This window comes from Mycobacterium sp. (assembly GCF_049280035.1).
Lineage (GTDB): Bacteria > Actinomycetota > Actinomycetes > Mycobacteriales > Mycobacteriaceae > Mycobacterium.
The window spans coordinates 1-2,479 of the sequence record NZ_JBAPPI010000318.1; the positions used below are offsets into that span (position 1 = coordinate 1).

The window sequence follows — 2,479 nt, forward strand, 5'->3', positions numbered from 1 at the left end:
AAGAACTGACGGGACCATCACATGACGACTTCCGAGATCGCCACCTTGTCCGGCTACGAAGAGTTCGCGCCGTGGCTGCTGGTCGAGAAGACCGGCAACGTCCATGTCATCAGCATCAATCGGCCCGAGGCGTTCAACGCCGTCAACGAAGAGGTTCACCACGCGTTCGCCACTATCTGGAGGGTGCTCGCAGCCGACGACGACGTGCGGGCAGTGGTGACGACCGGTGTCGGCAAGGCGTTCTCGGCCGGCGGCGACATGGTGATGTTCGGGCGCCTGATCGATGACGCCGTGGCACGCCAGTTTCAGATCACCGAGGCCCGCACCGTGTTCCTCGAGGTGATCAACTTCCCCAAGCCGCTGGTGTCGGCGGTCAACGGCCCGGCTGTCGGGCTGGGCTGCTCGATCGCTCTGCTGAGCGACTTCCTCGTGATGGGGGAGAGCAGCTATCTGGCCGATCCGCACGTCGCGGTCGGGTTGGTGGCCGGCGACGGCGGCGCTGCGATGCTGCCGCTCTTGATCGGCTTGATGAAGGCCAAAGAATATGTGCTGCTGGGGGATCGGATCACCCCGGCCATCGCGGACAAGCTGAACCTCGTCACCAAGGTCGCCACCGACGACACCGTGCTCGACGAGGCGCTGGCGATCGGCGAGCGACTGGCCGGCCTGCCGCCCCAGGCGCTGCGCGCCAGCAAGGTCGCGATGAACATGCACCTGTCGCGGGCTGCGCTCGGCGTGCTGGAGTACGCGCTGGCCGAGGAATACACGTCGTTCACAACTCCGGAATTCAAGGAGCGGGTGGCCGCGTTCCGGGCCCGCTCCAAGAAGTAGCGGCGTTCGGGCGGCGGGAGGCGGGTTCGATTCGGCTACGTGCGCCGGGTGCGCGAACGCGAGGTCTTAGTGGCGCGTCGACCACCGATCGCGTCGAGGCGAGCGAGGATGTCGAAGGCCTCCGCGAAGGATTGCGCGAGTTCGTCGGCACGGCCGGAGGACCATTGGTCCAATGCCGCGATGAGCGCGTTGCGCACGGCTCCCGCGACGATGATTGGACGCAGGTCCCTCGCCGGATCGACGCCCAGCCGCTCGGCGTTGGTCCGCACGAACCGCTCGGTGAGCTCGGCGTCGCCGTTGATCGTGTCGACGAGATCGGGGCTGTCACGGACGAGCACCTTGAGCTGCTCGATCAGGACGAGATCGACCTCGTCGCCACCGAGAACACCGATGGCGGCCGCTCGCCAGGAGGTGAGGAGGTCCTCGTTTGCGGGACGCTGGTCCACCGCGTCGCACAGGACGACGAGGCTGCGGCGCGGGACGGCGAGGAGCACGTCGCGCTTGGCGGCGAAGTACCGGAAGAATGTGCGTGCGGAGATGTTGCATGCCCGGGCGATGTCGTCGGTCGTGACGTTGTCGTAGCCCTGTTCAGCGAACAACCGGAGCGCAACCTGCTCGATCTCGCCCGCGACGAGTCGACGGCGACGATCCCAGACCCCTTCCTCGACGGGCGCGGCCGGAGCGGCGGGTTTAGTCATCACGCCACGACTCTAGACAGAGTATGGCAGAGGGTGCAAAAGTTGGCAGACACCCGCAATCTTTTGCGTCCAGCGGGCAACGAAGTGGCGGCGAACGACTGTAGGGAGGCATCGATGACCGAGACTGGTCAGCGTTCGGAGGTCGGAAACGGCACGATCGACGTTGCAGGGTACGTGTCGACGGACGGGTTCTTCGGTACGCCGTACGTGGACGTCGACGAAGAGCGATCGGAACCGATCGCGAACCGCTACCTCCACGGTGGGTTCGCGGACACCGCTACTCGCTGGGCGTTCTGGTTCCCGACCGACGGGCAGTACCGCGGGCGGATCCTCCAGCCGCTCGAAGGCGCCCACGGCGGCCACGAGAACGCCTTCGGCAACGACCTCGTGGCTGGCTTCCTCGGCGGGCTGCGGATGTGCGCCCGCCTCGGCGGTTGCATGGTGGAATCCAACCAGGGCCACATCGGTGACGACCTCGACCCCCGAGGGGGTGACGATCCGACGCTCTATGGGCACCGCGCCAGCGCCGAGACGGCACGACTGGCCAAGTTCGTCGCCGCGCAGGTCTACGGCGAGGCGCCTCACCATGCCTATGTCTGGGGAGGCTCGGGCGGGGGGCGGCGCTCGCCGCTCTGCCTCGAGAACGCGCCCGATGCGTGGGACGGCGCGCTGCCGTTCATGGGCGGGGGACCGATCGTGGAGCACGGCAGCACGGAGAAGATCGAGGGTGCGCAGGTGATGTCCTTCGCCACGATGTTCAACTGCCAGCGCCTGCTCGGCGAAAAGACGGACGAGATCGCCGCCGCCATGGCGCCCGGCGGGCATGGCGACCCCTTCGTCGGGCTGACCACTCACCAGCGCGAGGAGCTGGCCAGCCTGTACCGGCAGGGCTTTCCGCGCGGCGACGAGTACATGATCGGCAAGCCCCTCGGCCAGATGTGGCTCTGGAC

General features: G+C 67.1%; 3 protein-coding genes. 2 read left to right on the top strand and 1 reads right to left on the bottom strand.

Translation table 11 applies throughout. The annotated features are described in order from the left end of the window. Positions 1 to 21 precede the first annotated feature (21 nt). Positions 22 to 831 carry an enoyl-CoA hydratase/isomerase family protein gene (locus tag WAN71_RS10830; protein WP_422225325.1) on the top strand — a complete coding sequence of 270 codons (810 nt, stop codon included), beginning with the start codon at positions 22 to 24 and terminating at the stop codon, positions 829 to 831. Positions 832 to 866: 35 nt separating this feature from the next. Here the strand turns inward: WAN71_RS10830 and WAN71_RS10835 are convergent, their stop codons facing one another. Further along, positions 867 to 1,529 (bottom strand): TetR family transcriptional regulator, encoded by a 663-nt coding sequence (locus tag WAN71_RS10835; RefSeq protein ID WP_422225327.1) that lies wholly within the window; start codon positions 1,527 to 1,529, stop codon positions 867 to 869. A gap of 114 nt (positions 1,530 to 1,643) precedes the next feature. Here WAN71_RS10835 and WAN71_RS10840 point away from each other — a divergent pair. Beyond that, on the top strand, positions 1,644 to 2,479 hold an 836-nt coding region (locus tag WAN71_RS10840), incomplete at its 3' end, for a tannase/feruloyl esterase family alpha/beta hydrolase (protein ID WP_422225326.1).